Source organism: Sphingobacterium sp. UBA6645, assembly GCF_002455685.1.
GTDB lineage: Bacteria > Bacteroidota > Bacteroidia > Sphingobacteriales > Sphingobacteriaceae > Sphingobacterium > Sphingobacterium hotanense.
Genome location: NZ_DKLH01000056.1, coordinates 1 through 15,112, shown reverse-complemented (window position 1 = coordinate 15,112; position 15,112 = coordinate 1). Strand labels below are relative to the sequence as shown.

General features: G+C 41.6%; 16 protein-coding genes. 9 read left to right on the top strand and 7 right to left on the bottom strand.

All coding sequences use genetic code 11. The features are described 5' to 3' along the window. The 5 genes from B2400_RS11065 to B2400_RS11045 form a co-directional block, all read right to left on the bottom strand. On the bottom strand, nucleotides 1–218 hold a 218-nt coding region (locus B2400_RS11065; protein ID WP_293933350.1), incomplete at its 3' end, for a phosphoadenosine phosphosulfate reductase family protein. An 11-nt stretch (nucleotides 219–229) separates the two neighbouring features. Beyond that, nucleotides 230–931 carry a phosphoadenylyl-sulfate reductase gene (locus tag B2400_RS11060; protein ID WP_414712988.1) on the bottom strand — a complete coding sequence of 234 codons (702 nt, stop codon included), beginning with the start codon at nucleotides 929–931 and terminating at the stop codon, nucleotides 230–232. Then, nucleotides 925–1,506 (bottom strand): precorrin-2 dehydrogenase/sirohydrochlorin ferrochelatase family protein, encoded by a 582-nt coding sequence (locus B2400_RS11055; protein ID WP_149525964.1) that lies wholly within the window; start codon nucleotides 1,504–1,506, stop codon nucleotides 925–927. The genes B2400_RS11060 and B2400_RS11055 overlap by 7 nt, the downstream gene beginning before the upstream one ends. Nucleotides 1,507–1,510: 4 nt before the next feature. Beyond that, on the bottom strand, nucleotides 1,511–2,281 hold the full coding sequence (gene cobA / locus B2400_RS11050) for a uroporphyrinogen-III C-methyltransferase (RefSeq protein ID WP_293933345.1): 771 nt from the start codon (nucleotides 2,279–2,281) through the stop codon (nucleotides 1,511–1,513). A gap of 14 nt (nucleotides 2,282–2,295) precedes the next feature. After that, a complete protein-coding gene (locus B2400_RS11045; RefSeq protein WP_293933343.1) occupies nucleotides 2,296–4,401 on the bottom strand; it encodes a HEPN domain-containing protein in 2,106 nt (701 codons plus the stop codon). Nucleotides 4,402–4,571: 170 nt separating this feature from the next. On the opposite strand from B2400_RS11045, the gene B2400_RS11040 reads away from it, so the two are divergent. From B2400_RS11040 to B2400_RS11025, 4 genes are read left to right on the top strand one after another with little or no spacing between them, the layout of a single operon-like run. Continuing rightward, entirely contained in the window at nucleotides 4,572–5,567 is a 996-nt protein-coding gene (locus tag B2400_RS11040; RefSeq protein ID WP_293933341.1) for a PstS family phosphate ABC transporter substrate-binding protein, read from the top strand. After that, a complete protein-coding gene (pstC, locus tag B2400_RS11035) occupies nucleotides 5,542–6,429 on the top strand; it encodes a phosphate ABC transporter permease subunit PstC (RefSeq protein WP_293933339.1) in 888 nt (295 codons plus the stop codon). The genes B2400_RS11040 and pstC overlap by 26 nt, the downstream gene beginning before the upstream one ends. A 1-nt stretch (nucleotide 6,430) precedes the next feature. After that, a complete protein-coding gene (locus B2400_RS11030; protein ID WP_149525959.1) occupies nucleotides 6,431–7,285 on the top strand; it encodes a PstA family ABC transporter permease in 855 nt (284 codons plus the stop codon). Next, a complete protein-coding gene (locus tag B2400_RS11025) occupies nucleotides 7,240–8,049 on the top strand; it encodes a phosphate ABC transporter ATP-binding protein (RefSeq protein ID WP_149525958.1) in 810 nt (269 codons plus the stop codon). Before B2400_RS11030 ends, B2400_RS11025 begins: the two co-directional genes overlap by 46 nt. A 65-nt stretch (nucleotides 8,050–8,114) precedes the next feature. Here B2400_RS11025 and B2400_RS11020 read toward each other — a convergent pair whose 3' ends face one another. Then, a complete protein-coding gene (locus B2400_RS11020) occupies nucleotides 8,115–9,611 on the bottom strand; it encodes a dicarboxylate/amino acid:cation symporter (RefSeq protein ID WP_293933337.1) in 1,497 nt (498 codons plus the stop codon). Nucleotides 9,612–10,407: 796 nt separating this feature from the next. Further along, nucleotides 10,408–10,758 (bottom strand): 4Fe-4S dicluster domain-containing protein, encoded by a 351-nt coding sequence (locus B2400_RS11015; protein WP_046672889.1) that lies wholly within the window; start codon nucleotides 10,756–10,758, stop codon nucleotides 10,408–10,410. A gap of 160 nt (nucleotides 10,759–10,918) precedes the next feature. Between B2400_RS11015 and B2400_RS11010 the strand changes: the two genes are divergently transcribed. From B2400_RS11010 to dnaJ, 5 genes are all read left to right on the top strand, one after another. Beyond that, the gene (locus B2400_RS11010; RefSeq protein WP_149525956.1) at nucleotides 10,919–11,932 is read left to right on the top strand and encodes an acyl-CoA reductase; all 1,014 of its coding nucleotides are present in this window, start codon (nucleotides 10,919–10,921) and stop codon (nucleotides 11,930–11,932) included. Nucleotides 11,933–11,991: 59 nt separating this feature from the next. Further along, nucleotides 11,992–12,195, top strand: coding sequence for a fructose-6-phosphate aldolase (locus tag B2400_RS11005; protein WP_293933333.1), 204 nt, complete (start codon nucleotides 11,992–11,994; stop codon nucleotides 12,193–12,195). 6 nt (nucleotides 12,196–12,201) lie between these two features. Next, complete coding sequence (locus B2400_RS11000) at nucleotides 12,202–12,882, top strand: cell division ATP-binding protein FtsE (protein ID WP_149525954.1); 681 nt, start codon at nucleotides 12,202–12,204, stop codon at nucleotides 12,880–12,882. A 129-nt stretch (nucleotides 12,883–13,011) separates the two neighbouring features. Beyond that, on the top strand, nucleotides 13,012–13,548 hold the full coding sequence (locus tag B2400_RS10995; RefSeq protein ID WP_246172195.1) for a nucleotide exchange factor GrpE: 537 nt from the start codon (nucleotides 13,012–13,014) through the stop codon (nucleotides 13,546–13,548). 10 nt (nucleotides 13,549–13,558) lie between these two features. After that, nucleotides 13,559–14,710: a molecular chaperone DnaJ gene (gene dnaJ / locus B2400_RS10990; protein ID WP_293933329.1), complete on the top strand. Its 1,152-nt coding sequence runs from the start codon at nucleotides 13,559–13,561 to the stop codon at nucleotides 14,708–14,710. The last annotated feature ends 402 nt before the right edge of the window (nucleotides 14,711–15,112 follow it).

Here is a 15,112-nt window from a genome sequence, read left to right as displayed (position 1 = left end):
CAATCTCTATACTCTATTGTTTCGGGGAAATTATGCCCGGTATCAATATGTACGAGTGGAAAAGGAAATTTACCCGGTCTAAATGCTTTCTTTGCCAGGTGTACTAGCGTTATCGAGTCTTTCCCGCCAGAGAATAGCAAAGCTGGCTTTTCGAATTGCCCGGCAACCTCACGCAATATATAAATGGCTTCCGCCTCTAGATGATCTAAGTAATCCATACGTTAATCTATTATTTACTTGTAACATGTAACCCGCACTCTTTCTTGCTTTTATCTTCCCACCACCAGCGGCCTGCACGGAAATCCTCCCCTGCAGCTATCGCCCTGGTACAGGGCTGGCAACCGATGCTCGGAAACCCTTTGTCATGTAAAGGATTATAAGGCACAAAATTGACTTTTAAGAACGTCTCGACCATTTCCAGGGTCCAGTTGAACAATGGATGAACCTTGATAATCTGATTACCCTCATCCCACTCGATGAATTCCATGTGATCTCGGTTTTCCGACTGTTCTGCCCGTATACCGGTAATCCATACCTTGTATCCGTTGATCGCACGTTTCAAAGGTTCAATCTTCCGGATAAAACAACATTCCTTTCGATTTTCCGTCGACTCATAGAAGCTCGACGGTCCTTTGGTACTGATCAATTCTTCCACCGCTTCTGTTCTCGGATAATAAGCCTGTATCGGAAGCTTGTAGATATCCAACGTTCTGTTCCATACATAATAAGTCTCCGGAAACAAACGACCTGTATCGAGGGTAAAAACACGAGTCGTAGCATTTATCTCCGATAGCAAATGTGTAATGACCTGATCCTCTATTCCAAATGACGTCGAAAAGATCGCTTCCTCTCCAAACCGCGCATTGACATAGGTCAGAATCTCCCGAGCGTCCAAACCTGCTAAATCGCTCTTTAATTGTTCTATCATGATCCTGCTCCTTTCAATAATGATTCGGTATGCGCGTTCAAGACGGTCACTTTTCTTTGGAAATCGCCCTTTAAGCTATTTCTATAAGAAGCCATGAGATTCAATGTTTCATCAATTTCCTCTGGCAATAATTCATTTAAAAATTCTTTTAGGCGCTTCGCTATGGTAGGTGATTTGCCGTTGGTGGAAATCCCTATCTTCAGGTTTCCTTTCTGCACGACAGACCCGAGGTAGAAATCGCATAAATCAGGCTTGTCAGCCACATTGACCAACAGATGTCTTGACTTAGCGAGCTGTTTAACTTCCTCATTAAATTCCGGATTGTTTGTGGCCATAATCAGCAAGTCCATACCGTCAAGATCACGTTCTTGAAATTCGCGTATTTCTAAGGATAGTAATTCATTTGAATTTACCAAGGCAACTATCTCGTCGATCACATCACGCGCTATAATCTTAACTTTTGCATTTGGAGAATTGCTAAGCAGCGCTTGCAGCTTTTCCAAGCCTACAGGTCCTCCACCGATAAGCAACGTGTTGATTTGGTCCAACTTAACGTAAATAGGAAATAATGTATTCATCGCACTATACGTTTTGAATGCTTGCTAATTCAAGTTTTACTGCTTCAAATTCCTGATGCTTTGCAACGACTTCTCCTAGTACGATGATCGCCGGAACTCCAACCAAACTACGCTCAGCGTCCTGTATAATGCTGTTTATTCGGCCTAATACAACCCTTTCGTTTGGTAAAGATCCATTCTGAATTAAGGCGATAGGTAAATTGCCTTTGCCCTCAGATTGATACAGCGCAACAATCTCTCGCAGCTTCGAAAAACCCATCAAAACAACAACCGTTGCATTGGTCTGTACAGCAGTGTACAAATCGTTCGATAGACGGCCATCGCTAGTGGAGCCTGTAATTACCCAAAAAGACTCTGAGATACCCCTATAAGTCAATGGGATTTGCTGAAGACCCGTTAACCCAACTGATGAGGAGATGCCGGGCACTACTGCCGTTTCTATATCAAATTGTCGAACAAAATCCAATTCTTCGCCACCTCGTCCGAATACAAAAGGATCACCGCCCTTTAATCGAACGACATGCCCATGAGTCAGCGCATAATCAATTAACAGCTGATTTATATGGTCTTGTGAAGTCGATAATCGCTCCGCACGTTTCCCTACATATATTTTTGTGCAATCTTTGCTCGCGTACTCCAGCAAGCTCTCATTCACTAAAGCATCATATAAAATCACATCCGCAGACGCTATAGCACGTATTCCTTTCAAAGTGATGAGATCAGGATCTCCCGGCCCTGCGCCTACTAAAGTTACTTTTGGTTTAATTTCTTTCATTCTTCCCTCCTGTTTTATTGACTAACCGCCTTTAATTCTTCCCTACGTTCCGCTCCTTCTAAGCCAAAAGCGGTGGCCTGCAAAAGGTATGCTTCTGCAAATTCCTTAGAGGGCTCATATTTATTGATTTGTAAAACACGCTCACTGAAGCTAGTCGGAAAACTAAATAAGCCTTCGTTTACATAATGCGTATCAAACTCCTGTATAACTGCTGCTTGTGTTGAAGAATTTATTCCTTTATCTAACAATAAAGCCTTGGCTGTCCATACAAACGAACTGTAAGCATGATAGATGGCATCTGCATATTGTCCTTTCTCCAACGCGAGTCTAGAGAGATCCAATTTCTCTTCCGCTTCCAACAACAGGGTTGCAACCAAGTCAATAATAACACCGGCACATTCGCCCACGCCGATTGCAGTCGCAAAGGTTTCCTCATGTCCCCAGTCGATGTGCTCATCGGGGGTCAATGTCGTTAAATCAGCCAGCGGCTTCAGTAATCTATAGAAATAGTCTTTCGTCTGCTGATCATAATAATCATGAAAGTTCTGCTCAGCTGATTTATTGGCTTTAAAGTCGGTCAACAACAGATCTACAACTTGCAAAACACGCTTCGTAGGCACTTTGATAACACGCTCTGCTACACGACCTTTTCCATCGCCAATTGTACCTCCGGCTAACATCACTTGCGCTGCAGGAATCACTGCGCCGCCAGCTTTTACAGAGCTCCCATGGAAGCCAATATGAGCAAGACCGTGTTGTCCGCAAGAGTTCATACAGCCAGAAATCTTGATCTTTAATTGCTCTTCAAAAACGAAGTCGGTATGAAATTCATGGATATAGTTTTCAAGTACGCGAGCCATTTCTGTTGAATTGGAGATACCAAGATTACAAGTATCAGTGCCGGGACATGTGGTGATATCCGCCGTACTATTATGCCCTGGTTTTGAAAAGCCTAAGCTTGACAGCACATTGTAAATATGAGCCAGAGATTCCTGGCGAACATACTTGAAGAGTAAATTCTGATCTTGAGTAATGCGGATATCATCCGCAATGTGCCCACGCAGCCCGGCAACCAATACACGTGCTTTCTCTGTTGAAATATCGCCAGTCTGGATATTTGCATAGACACCATAATATCCTTTCTGTTTTTGCTCAAAAACATTAGTCTGTTTCCATATTTCAAAACCGATCTGGTCAATCGCTTCTACTTCGGTTACTTCCTCCGTTGGAGCTGCAGGTTGCTGAATCAGATTTCGATCAACCTTTACCTTAGTGTTCTTAATTGCCGTCTTTTCTTCTTCTATAAGCGCTAAGACGCTCTCTAAGCCTAGCTTTTGTATGAGATATTTAAAACGAGCCTTATTGCGGTTATTGCGTTCTCCATGTCGGTCGAACACGCGAAGAGTCGCTTCTATATATGGGATAAAATCATCCTCAGCTAAGAAATCAAAGATCTCATAGGCTAGAATAGGTTGAGCTCCCAATCCACCACCTAGCATCACTTTGAAACCACGTTGTTCTTCGCCATTTACCACCCTGATTTTAGGGATAAAGCCGAAATCGTGTATATATGAAAATGCAGAGTCCTTATCTGACGATGAAAACGACATCTTAATTTTTCTACCCATCTCCGCACAAACAGGATTCCTTAGGAAGTATTCAAATGTTTTTTGCGCGTATGGCGACACATCAAACAACTCGTCTGGATCAATTCCGGCGGTCGCTGAAGCAGTCACATTACGAACCGTGTTTCCACAAGCCTCGCGTAATGTAATATCATCCTCCGCTAACTTCGCCCATAGCTCAGGTGTTTTATCCAAGCTAACAAAATGTATCTGTATATCTTGGCGGGTAGTTAAGTGCAAATTCTTGCTTGCGTACTCATCAGAGATATCAGCGATTTTAAGCAGTTGCTTGAAAGTAACCTTGCCAAAAGGAAGTTTGATACGCACCATCTGCACACCCGGCTGACGTTGACCATATACTCCCCTAGCCAATCTTAAAGAACGGAATTTCTCATCTGGGATCTCCCCTTTCTGAAAACTCCTAATCTTTCTCTCCAGCTCGATTATCTCTTGCTCAACGACTGGATTCTCTAATTCCGTACGAAAACTCTGCATCTTTAACCTAGTTAGTATTATTAATAATTCAATAACATCTACCTTATATTATAGTATTCTTAAGGTTCGATGGACAAATGTATAAATTTTCTGTAAAAATAATATATAATATCTAGTGATTTAGTATATATTTGTAGAAATAATTTCAAAACGTAATTTTAAAGACGCTCATGAAGCTAAATAAATCATTGTCTATCAGTTTATTAACAACACTTTTGTTGAGCAGTTGCGCACCGAAAGTTTCTGAGGGCTATGATTCGGAGCGCGGATATGTTGGTAATATTTCTATATCTGGAGCCTTCGCACTCTACCCATTAGCGGTATTATGGAGCGAAGATTTCAAGAAAGAAAACCCGGACGTACGTTTCAATATCTCTGCTGGTGGAGCGGGTAAAGGAATTGCAGATGTCTTGACCAACATGGTCGATATCGGATTGGTTTCTCGCGATCTGCATGCACAGGAGCTGGAAAAAGGAGCTTACCCGGTCCTTGTTGCAAATGATGCTGTTATTGGTACTGTTAATAGCGAGCACCCCAATTATAAGCTGATCAAAGAACGCGGGTTTACTCAGGAGGAATTAAAACACATCTTTCTAAGAGGTTATTATAAATTATGGTCGGATATCGATTCCCGCTTTGTTCAAGAGCCGTTGGAAGTATATGTTCGTTCAGATGCCGCCGGAGCAGCAGAAACATGGGCTAAGTTCTTTAAAGCCAATCAGGAAGATCTAAAAGGCATTGGAATATTCGGCGACCCCGGACTTGCTCAAGCTATCAAAGACAACAAACTGGCTATCGGATTCAACAACATCAATTATGTCTACGACTTAAAATCAAAGAAAGCCAGCGCGCAGATTGCTGCCCTGCCGATAGACTTAAACCAAAACGGGAAGATCGATCCGGATGAAAACTTCTATGATAGCATCGATCAACTGACCAACGCTGTCGCGCAACAGAAATATCCGTCTCCACCTGCACGCGAACTGATGTTCGTCGTTCGTAATGATCAACAGACAAGGCTATTGAAAGCATTTATAGAATTTGTATTACAGGAAAAGCAGCAGGCTTATCTATTGGAGAATGGATATGTGCCTTTGGAAAAAGACGTTATAGCACAACAATTACAAAAATTAAGCATTGGTGATAAACAGATTAGTAAAAGATAAGATAGCGCAGCGGGTGTCGGCGGGATTATTAGGGATCACCAGCTTGGTCATTGTACTCATCGTCGTTGGCTTAGTATGGAAAGCAACCCCACTTCTAACAGAGTTCTCGCTATGGGATGTACTGACCGAAAGCGTGTGGGCTCCGTTAAAAGGGCAATTTGGCTTCCTTTCTTTTATCCTCGGCACCATCTGGGTTACCTTGTTATCCTTATTAATTGCAGTCCCTTTGTGTATTCTCGCGTCAGTCTATTTAGTCGAATATGCATCTGACCGATTGCGCAATATGGTGCTTCCATTAGTGAATGTGCTGACAGCAATCCCACCGGTATTATATGGAGTTTGGGGGGTATTATTTGTAGTTCCTCTTTTAGGAACTTATATAGCGCCAATATTTGGTATCAGCACGACCGGCTATTCTGTTTTTGCCGGTGGTATTGTACTGGCGGTCATGATCTTTCCGATTATGGTCAGCATCATGGTTGAAGTATTGAATACTATTCCGTACGAGCTACGTGCTGTTTCCCTTAGCCTTGGTGCGACTCGTTGGGAAACAATCAAGCATGTTGTACTGAAGAAAGCTAAGCCTGGAATATTTGCGGCAGTGGTATTGGCCATTTCCCGGGCGTTTGGTGAAACGGTCGCCGTATTGATGGTCTGTGGTAATATCCCGCAAATCCCAAAATCAATCTTTGACGCCGGTTATCCCATTCCTGCTTTAATAGCGAATAACTTTGGAGAAATGATGTCTATTCCTTTATACGATTCGGCATTGATGTTTGCAGCGCTATTGCTCTTTGTCATCATTTTCGGCTTTAACCTGATTTCAAGATTAATCTTAAATAAACTGGAGGCAAAGTATTAAGATGAGAACTGTAAAATCTAGACTGTTTCAAGAGAAGCTTGCCAAAATGTTTATGCAGCTTTCCGGTATCATTATCACCGGCTCCTTATTTTTCATCGTAGGAACAATCCTTTACAAAGGCTTGCCCTACCTGTCCTGGGACATGATTAGCAAAGTACCACAGGGAGGATTTTATATCGGAAAAGAAGGCGGAATTCTAAACGCTATCTTGGGTTCGCTGTACTTGGCTAGTGCTTCGACTTTGTTAGCGACGTTAATCGGAATACCCATCGCGCTTTATTTGAATATCTATGTCAAGAAAGGTTCTTCCTTAGCGCGAAGTGCCAAGCTATTGTTCGATGTGTTGTTCGGTATTCCCTCCATTGTTTATGGCGCCATAGCGTTTAGCATTATGGTGTTCCTTGGTATTAGAGCATCTTTGCTTGGGGGTATTATCACCATAACTTTGTTGACTATCCCCATCGTAGTGAGAACTTTGGATGAGCTGATCTCTACCATTCCTCAAGATCTGAGACATGTCACGGCTTCCCTTGGAGCAACGCGCTGGGAAACAGCACGTGTCATGATCAAATATATAAAGCCGGGGCTATTTACAGCAGTTTTATTGGCATTTGGGCGCGCTATTGGCGATGTTGCCGGCGTCTTGTTGACTACCGGCTTCAGCGATAACTTACCTAAATACATCGATGAGCCAACTGCGACACTGCCACTGGCTATATTCTTCCAGCTTAGCAGTCCTATTCCGGAAGTCCAAGGCCGTGCCTATGCCTCCGCTTTAGTATTAACTATTATCATCTTAATCATCGTTCTATGCTCACATATCCTAGCGTCGAAGCAGAAAAAGCACAAGATTTAAGCCGTATCGTCCTTCCAAAGATTCAGATCAAGGATTTGAACGTAACGGTAGAAGGAAAACAGATTCTGAAGAATATCAGTCTGGATATTCCGAATAACTCGATAACCTCCATTATAGGTCCCTCGGGTTGCGGGAAGACGACGCTATTGAAGACTTTGAACCGACTGCTAGACGATCAAAAAGATGTAGAGGTAACAGGTTCTGTACTGGTGAACAACGAGGATATTTATGCTCCAGGCGCAGAAGTGACGCATATTCGTAAGAAAATGGGCCTGCTTTCGCAGAAGCCTTTTCCATTGCCGATGTCGATATTTGATAATATCGCTTATGGTCCAAAAATTCATGGTATTCGGGACAAAAATACTTTAAAAGCGATTGTTGAGCAACAGTTGGTGAATGTGGGATTATGGGATGAAGTGAAAGATCGTTTGGATGCCTCTGCGACACGTTTATCTATCGGGCAGCAACAGCGCCTTTGTTTAGCGCGTGGACTTGCTGTGGAGCCTGAAATTATCTTAGGCGACGAATCTACCTCCGCCTTGGACCCTATTTCAACACAAACGATAGAAAATCTGTTGATTCAACTTAAAGAAGATTATACGATCGTCTTGGTTACCCATATCCTTCGCCAGGCGCGCAGGGTGTCAGACTATATACTTTTCTTATACAATGGTGAAATCGTGGAATTTGGGAAAACGGAGGATGTGCTGTTGAATCCACAAAATGAAATTACCAAACAATACGTGAAGGGCTATATATCTTAATTTGGCAATTAATAATTCATATATTCAAAACGAAGGGGATGCTCGAATGAACATCCCCTCTCTATTTAAGATCTTGTTTCGTTTTCAGGTCCTTCTTCGATGACCTCCGCAATTTCCTTGATTCCGTCTTCGTCGGAATCCACGCGGAACGGAGCCGCTTCATCAAATTCCCCTTCCCATTTCGCTACAACAACCGTCGCTAAACAGTTACCAATAACGTTCACCGACGTTCTTGCCATATCCATTAATTCGTCGATACCTAAGATCGCTGCGATAACAAACACTGGCAAACCAAACTGATCTGCTGTTGCGATCAATACGATCAACGAAGCTCTAGGAACAGCTGCCACCCCTTTTGAAGTAATCATCAGGGTAAAGGCAATTGCTAATTGCTGTCCGAAGGAAAGATCAATTCCCGCTGCTTGCGCCACGAAGATTGATGCTAAAGAAAGGTAAAGCGAAGTTCCGTCGAGGTTAAAGCTATATCCCGTCGGAATAACAAAGGATACGATGCGTCGCGGAACACCAAATTTCTCCATCGCACTCATCGCTTTTGGAAGCGCAGCATCCGAACTCGTCGTTGCAAAGGCAATGGAAACCGGCTCTTTAATAGCGTTAACAAATTGTTTTATAGGAACTTTTAAGTATAACGCAACTGGCAATAAAACCACCAGTAAGAACATGATCAAGGCAAGGTAAAGTGTTGCCAAAAGCATAAAGAGGTTTTTCAGGATGTCCACCCCTAGGTGTCCAACCGTATAGGCCATCGCTGCGCCCACACCAATAGGTGCGAAGAGCATCACCAGATTGGTGAATTTGAACATGGCTTCGGATAGACTTTCCGTAAAATCGACCAGCGGCTTTCGCTTTTTCTCCTCCACCATCGCTAAACCGATACCGAAGATAACTGCAAAAACCACAATCTGTAATACCTTATTCTCATAAATGGACTTTACAATATTCTCCGGGAATGTATCTCTAAAGAAGGTTGTAAACTTAAACAGCCAATGTGCACTTTCGTCGATATGCTCTAACGCTACTTTATCCGCCTCAGAAACCGCCGATGTTGTTGGAAGTTCTTCGTGCGGCATGTGCTCGATATCAATACCAACACCTGCTTGTGTTAAGTTGATGGCTGCCAATCCGATGAAGATCGCACAAGTCGTAGCCAAGAAGAAGTATAGCATGGATTTCCAAGCCATACGCCCAACCTGCTTTAAATCGGAGTGTCCGGCAATACCAAATACTAATGTCGAGAATAGAATTGGTCCAACAATAGTCTTCACGAGCTTGATAAACCCTTGACTTAAAGGTTGCAAGGCACGCGCAGCATTTGGTAAATCAAGACCGATAAAGATACCCAATATCATACAGGTCAAAATCCATGTTGTTAGATTTCGACGAACCAAGGCATTCAAAACCAATACAGCCGCCGTAACCCAACGGACCACAACCATAACAGTAGCCGGAACAGCAACAATGTTAAATTCGTATAGAAGAGTGATAATAGAGGCTAACGCAATGGTTATTAGTAGAATATATCCCGTTGTTTTTTTAGACATGTAGTTAATTTAGGGGTTATGTTATTCGTTATTTTCAATTTTCCGCCTGACAAAAATAAAAAAATAGCACTGTAAAGCAAATAATTTAGGGAAATGGAGGGCGCAGCTTGAGAGGATGAGATTTCTAAGTAGCTGAGGTATAGTTTGTTTTGAACTGTTGATTAAACAGGAAGGGAAGTTTGTTTTGATTCTTTGTTTTAAAGTGTTTTGAACCAGGGAAAGAAGGATATAGGGATTGGCAGGATGTCTTGTCCGGATGTTTGTCTTGAACCAGGAAAGGAAGGATTTAAGGATTGGCAGGATCATGCGGAAAGGAAAAATTGTCTTGAACCAAGAAAGGAAGGATTTAAAGATTTACAGGATCCTGTTCATCCTCATACTTTCTTTCTTGGTTCAAAACAAAAGCAACAATTAAGCTGCCGAATAATTCATCATCCACTCCTTAGCCAATCACTCCCATATCACTCCCATATCAAAACCCTTTTGAAGCGGCTTTGATTGGGTTATGCATTGGGTTATAAAGGGGTTTGAAAGGGCTTTAAGCAAAACGAGTTCATTAGCAAATATTAAGCAGTTAGACTAGATCCTGCCAATCCCTAAATCCTTCCTTTCCTGGTTCAAAGACAAACTTCGCTTTCTAAACCAACGGTCAAAGACAAGCTCTCCTTTCTAAACCAATTACTCACACAAACTCTCCTTTCTAAACCAAATTCTAAAAGACAACATTTATCACCAACTACTAAAAAACAAAAAAGCCTGTCGTTCGACAGGCTTTTTTGTTTTTTTATTTAAATGCTTATTCAGCGTGTAACCAAGCTTTCTTAGCTAGTAGTTCGTCGTTAGATTCGCGAACGTCTTCGTCGTCTACACAACAATCTACCGGACATACTGCAGCACATTGCGGTTCATCATGGAATCCCACACACTCTGTACATTTATCTGATACAATATAATAGACTTCGTTGGAGATTGCTTCTTGCGATTCGTTTGCGTCTAATGTAACGCCATCGCCGAAATCAATAACACCATCCAAAGCAGTACCATCCGAAAACTTCCAAGTTACTCCAGCATCATAAATTGCGTTGTTTGGGCATTCTGGTTCGCAAGCCCCACAATTTATACATTCGTCAGTAATTTTAATTGCCATTTATGTCCTTACAATAAAATAATAAACTAATTTTGCACTTGTCAAAGTTAACATTAAATATATACTCGATAAAAATAAAGTATATCAATTTAATAGTAATTGACTTTTATGTGGCAAATATAAGACAAAAATAGTAGAGAATAATTCTAAATAGTAAGTTTTGGTACGAGAACAACGCATTCAAGCATTCAGTCAGTTAGGTTCTTTTTTAGCATCGGATGATGCAGCAATTCAAGCAGTTTTAGATCGTGTTGAGCGCTTAAATCCTTGGTACACCTCTCGATACGTAGCACAGCAATTTAAGGCTTTCGGCGCGCAGCTGACGGAGGCAAATTTGAATGCTTGGCTAGCTGATTTTCCGGATCAGGAAACCGATAAGATGGTAGGCTTGGTGCTTGCTGGAAACCTTCCGCTTGTAGGCTTTCATGATATCCTATGTGTGCTGATTACTGGCTTTAAAGCACAGATTAAGACCTCGTCGGACGATGCGGGTCTAACGAAGTTTGTTTTGGATAAGTTGGTCGAGATTGAGCCGGCATTCGCTGCTCGTTTTGCCATCGTTGATATCCTGAAAGATTTTGATTTGGTAATCGCTACGGGAAGCAATAATTCTGCTCGTTACTTTGAACACTATTTCGGTAAAAAACCACATATTATCCGTAAGAACAGAAATTCCATCGCTGTGTTGTCAGGCGAGGAAACTGACGAGCAATTGAAGGCTCTTGGCCATGATATCTTTGATTTCTTTGGTTTGGGCTGTCGTTCGGTTTCCAAAGTTTTTATTCCGGAGAACTATGATGTGGCGAAGTTCTTTGAAGCTGTGGAGTCATTCAACTGGATCAAAGATCATTTCAAATACAACAACAACTACGATTTCAATAAGTCGATCTACCTGATCAATAAGAATCAACATTTCGATAATGGCTTTTTGCTGTTGAAGGAAGATGAAAGTATGGCTTCTCCCCTTGCGGTCGTTCACTATGAACGCTATAGCTCGCTAGATCAGGTTGAAACGTATATCAATAAGCATGAATTGGATATTCAGTGCGTTACATCAGCGGTTGATCTGAATGTAGGTTCGCCTGTATTTCCGCTAGGATCTAGTCAGTGTCCCGCACTCGATGATTATGCGGATGGGGTGAATACGTTGGAATTCTTACGTGCGAACCAATAAAAGCTAAATTGTAGCGTTAATATAACTGTGTATTAATAAAAAATTATAATTTTGTTTACATGTATGTTATCAAAGTAAAGGGTGTTGCGAAGATTCCGGATTATGTTCAATTGCGTGATAATGCATTTACCCTATTAGCATACTTTCGAGTAGATCGACCTGATAAATCCCTTGATAAAATTGGCCTTGGTGATAAATTGGATTATATCATGGATGTAGTTCGCGAATTGCCATTTGGTCAGATAAAAAAAATTGACTTATAGAAAGATATGAGAGAAAATACGGTTATTAAACTTAAGAACGTCGATATATACCAACAGAAGCACCTGGTACTATCTAATGTAAACTTAGATATTGCTCAGGGCGAATTTCTTTACTTGATCGGTCAGTCTGGCTCAGGTAAAAGTAGTTTATTGAAAATTATTTACGGTGATCTTTATATCGCTAATGGCGAAGGCATGGTTGCTGGATTTGATTTGAAGAAGCTTCATGAAAACGATGTTCCCTTCTTGCGCAGAAAACTAGGTATTGTCTTTCAGGATTTTCACTTATTGAACGACCGTACGATTGAGAAGAACTTAGAATTTGCACTTCGTGCTACAGGCTGGAAGGAAAAAGGCTTAATCGAGAACCGCATGCTTGATGTGTTGGAGAAAGTAGGTCTACGTTCGAAATTAAAGAAAATGCCACATGAACTTTCCGGTGGTGAGCAGCAACGTGTAGTTATTGCTAGAGCATTGTTGAATAACCCAGAGATTATTTTGGCCGATGAGCCTACGGGTAACTTAGACCCTGCTACATCGGAAGAGATTGTATTGTTACTTCGCGATATCGCATCTTCAGGAACAGCAGTCTTGATGGCTACGCACGATTATCAAATTATTAAAAATATGCCTGCACGCATTATCCGTACCTCGGATGGTGGTTTGCATGACAATGTCAGCATCTAAAAACTGACATTAATCTGAATAATCCGACATTTTGCAAGTGTAAACATATAAAACACTGACAGGCTGTCGGATTTTTTTTATTGGCAAAAAAATTGATTGAACCAGATTTAAGAATATAATTTAACGGTGATGATGAACGAAAACGAAAATATTCAAGACGAAAACTTAAATTCAGAAGAAACAGATTCGACGACAAACGTTGAGAGCCCTGAAGTTGACGAAGTAGAAAGCCTAAACAACAAATTGGCAGAGTCTAATGACAGATATACACGTTTAGTTGCGGAGTTTGACAACTATAAAAAGCGCACATCCAAAGAGAAGCTTGATTTAATGCAATCGGCAGGAAAAGATGTGTTAGTGAAATTATTACCTGTGTTAGATGACTTCGATCGTGCGATGTCTTTTATGAAAGATATTCCGAATGACGACAGCGTAAAGCAAGGCGTTGACCTAGTAAATACCAAGTTCCGCAAAACGATGGAACAATTAGGTCTAAAAGAAATGGATGTGATCGGGCAGCCATTTGATCCCGAATATCAGGAAGCTATTACTTCTATCCCTGCACCTAGCGACGATTTAAAAAATAAAGTAATCGATGTGATTGAGAAAGGTTATTTCTTAAATGACAGTGTATTACGTTTTGCAAAAGTTGTAGTAGGTCAATAAGAAAAATAAAATGTCAAAGAGAGATTATTACGATGTCCTAGGTGTTTCCCGCACTGCCGAAGTGACGGAGATTAAGAGTGCCTATCGTAAATTAGCTATTAAATATCACCCAGATAAGAATCCGGGCGATAAGGAAGCGGAAGATAAATTTAAGGAAGCTGCTGAAGCTTACGAGATATTAAGCAATTCGGAAAAGCGCGCGCGTTATGATCAGTTTGGTCATGCGGGTAATTCTGCTGCTGGCGGTTATGGTGGCGGCGGCATGAACATGGAAGATATCTTTAGCCAGTTTGGTGATATCTTCGGTGGTGGCAATCCGTTTGAAAGTTTCTTCGGTGGTGGTGGCGGAGGCCGTGGTGGTCGTCGTGTACAACGTGGAAGTAACTTACGTATTAAAGTAAAATTGACCCTAGAGGAGATTGCGAAAGGCGTCGAGAAAAAGGTTAAAGTAAATAAGCAAGTTGTTTGTCATACCTGTAGCGGTACTGGCGCAAAAGATAAAAGCTCTTACCATACCTGTAACACTTGTGGTGGTAGTGGTTCTGTTCGTCGTGTGACGAATACGATCTTAGGTCAGATGCAAACAACAAGCACCTGCCCTACTTGTAATGGTGAAGGCGTTGAGATTACTGCGAAATGTACAACCTGTAAAGGCGAAGGCTTAGAGCGCGGTGAAGAAACGATCTCCATCAACATCCCTGCAGGTGTAAGCGAAGGCATGCAATTGTCGATGAGCGGCAAAGGTAATGCTGCCCCTCGCGGTGGCATCCCTGGTGATTTGATTATCTTGGTTGAAGAACTTCCGCATGAGACCTTGAAGCGCGATGGCATCAATGTAATTTATGATCTATACATCAATTTTGCAGATGCAGCTTTAGGAACAAGCGTGGAAATCCCAACAATCGACGGTAAAGCAAAGATCAAAATCGACCCAGGAACTCAAGGTGGTAAAATCCTTCGCTTAAAAGGGAAAGGATTGCCGGAAGTGAATTCATACCACAAAGGCGACCAATTGGTTTACGTGAATGTATGGACCCCGAAAACTGTTTCCAAAGAGGAAAAAGAATTGTTAGAGAAATTGAAAGGCTCAGCAAACTTTAAACCTCAACCGGGTAAAAGTGAGAAGTCCTTCTTCGAACGTATCAAAGAGTATTTTGAATAATAGATGTTAGATTTTAGATATTAGATATTAAAAAGGCGCCGACTAGGCGCTTTTTTTGTGGATTTTGGGTAGGGTTGTTGGTTGGTGGTATGGGGATTATGTCGAGCGGATTGTCTTGAACCAGGAAAGGAAGGATTCAAGGATTGTCAGGATTGGGGGTGCCTTTTTAGATTGTCTTTGAACCAGGAAAGGAAGGATTTGAGGATTGTCAGGATCGGGTTTGTTTTCAATATAAAGGTTTATTGTCTTGAACCAGGAAAGGAAGGATTTGGGGATTTACAGGATCCTGCTCATCTTTTTCATCCTTCCTTTCTTGGTTCAAAACAACAAATAATCATTATCCGCTAAAGTTCTTAATACTAACTACAAACTACTAACTACTAAAAACATTCATGATACTCG

Excerpts from the sequence above, each read along its gene's own strand:
- B2400_RS11045 (WP_293933343.1), bottom strand. The coding sequence starts at position 4,401 with ATGCAGAGTTTTCGTACGGAATTAGAGAATCCAGTCGTTGAGCAAGAG.
- cobA (WP_293933345.1), bottom strand. The coding sequence starts at position 2,281 with ATGAAAGAAATTAAACCAAAAGTAACTTTAGTAGGCGCAGGGCCGGGA.
- B2400_RS11040 (WP_293933341.1), top strand. The coding sequence starts at position 4,572 with ATGAAGCTAAATAAATCATTGTCTATCAGTTTATTAACAACACTTTTG.
- B2400_RS11000 (WP_149525954.1), top strand. The coding sequence starts at position 12,202 with ATGAGAGAAAATACGGTTATTAAACTTAAGAACGTCGATATATACCAA.
- B2400_RS10995 (WP_246172195.1), top strand. The coding sequence starts at position 13,012 with ATGATGAACGAAAACGAAAATATTCAAGACGAAAACTTAAATTCAGAA.
- B2400_RS11005 (WP_293933333.1), top strand. The coding sequence starts at position 11,992 with ATGTATGTTATCAAAGTAAAGGGTGTTGCGAAGATTCCGGATTATGTT.
- B2400_RS11020 (WP_293933337.1), bottom strand. The coding sequence starts at position 9,611 with ATGTCTAAAAAAACAACGGGATATATTCTACTAATAACCATTGCGTTA.
- B2400_RS11055 (WP_149525964.1), bottom strand. The coding sequence starts at position 1,506 with ATGAATACATTATTTCCTATTTACGTTAAGTTGGACCAAATCAACACG.
- B2400_RS11030 (WP_149525959.1), top strand. The coding sequence starts at position 6,431 with ATGAGAACTGTAAAATCTAGACTGTTTCAAGAGAAGCTTGCCAAAATG.
- B2400_RS11025 (WP_149525958.1), top strand. The coding sequence starts at position 7,240 with ATGCTCACATATCCTAGCGTCGAAGCAGAAAAAGCACAAGATTTAAGC.
- dnaJ (WP_293933329.1), top strand. The coding sequence starts at position 13,559 with ATGTCAAAGAGAGATTATTACGATGTCCTAGGTGTTTCCCGCACTGCC.
- B2400_RS11015 (WP_046672889.1), bottom strand. The coding sequence starts at position 10,758 with ATGGCAATTAAAATTACTGACGAATGTATAAATTGTGGGGCTTGCGAA.